The 1,013-nt window shown below is 64.7% G+C and carries 1 protein-coding gene and 1 pseudogene; both read right to left on the bottom strand.

Annotated elements, in window-relative coordinates:
* The coding region (locus IEW24_RS28585) for a succinate--CoA ligase subunit alpha (RefSeq protein ID WP_444979138.1) at nt 1-481 on the bottom strand (481 nt) is incomplete at its 3' end.
* A pseudogene (sucC, locus tag IEW24_RS28580) lies at nt 481-1,013 on the bottom strand (succinate--CoA ligase subunit beta); the annotation flags it as partial. The gene IEW24_RS28585 and the pseudogene sucC, both read right to left, overlap by 1 nt.

Here is a 1,013-nt window from a genome sequence, read left to right as displayed (position 1 = left end):
CCTCATAGGTCAGCGTGCCCGAGCGCGACACCACGCCCACCGAACCCGGCTTGAAGATGTTCGCCGGCATGATGCCGATCTTCGCCTGGCCCGCCGTCACAACGCCGGGGCAGTTCGGGCCGATCAGGCGCGACTTCGAGCCCAGGAGCGCCCGCTTCACCTTCACCATGTCCAGCACCGGGATGCCTTCCGTGATGCACACGATCAGCGGGATCTCCGCGTCGATGGCTTCCAGGATCGCATCCGCCGCGCCCGGAGGCGGCACGTAGATCACCGAGGCGTCCGCCCCGGTCTTTTCCTTGGCCTCGATCACGGTGTCGAACACCGGCAGGCCGAGGTGCGTCGTGCCGCCCTTACCGGGAGACGTGCCGCCCACCATCTTGGTGCCATAGGCGATGGCCTGCTCCGCATGGAACGTGCCGTTCTTGCCCGTGAAACCCTGGGTGATGACCTTCGTATTGGCGTCGATAAGCACGGACATCACGCAGCTTCCTTCTTCACGGCCGCCACGATCTTCTGCGCAGCATCGTCCAGGTCATCGGCAGGGATCACGTTCAGGCCGCTCTCGCGGATGATCTGCTTGCCCTGCTCCACATTGGTGCCTTCAAGACGCACCACCAGCGGCACCTTCAGGCCCACCGCCGTCACCGCCGCCAGCACGCCGCGCGCGATCACGTCGCACTTCATGATGCCGCCGAAGATGTTCACCAGGATGCCCTTCACATTGGGATCCGAGGTGATGATCTTGAACGCCGCCGTCACCTTCTCCTCGGTGGCGCCGCCGCCCACGTCCAGGAAGTTGGCCGGGCTCTCGCCATAGAGCTTGATGATGTCGAGCGTGGCCATGGCGAGACCCGCGCCGTTCACCATGCAGCCGATGGTGCCGTCGAGCGCGATGTAGGCCAGGTCATACTTGGAGGCTTCGATCTCCTTGGCGTCCTCTTCCGTCTCGTCGCGCAGCGCGAGCAGGTCGGGATGGCGGAACAGGGAGTTCGAATCGAACGACACCTTGG

This window comes from Azorhizobium oxalatiphilum (assembly GCF_014635325.1).
GTDB lineage: Bacteria > Pseudomonadota > Alphaproteobacteria > Rhizobiales > Xanthobacteraceae > Azorhizobium > Azorhizobium oxalatiphilum.
This window is presented reverse-complemented; position numbering and strand designations above follow the sequence as displayed.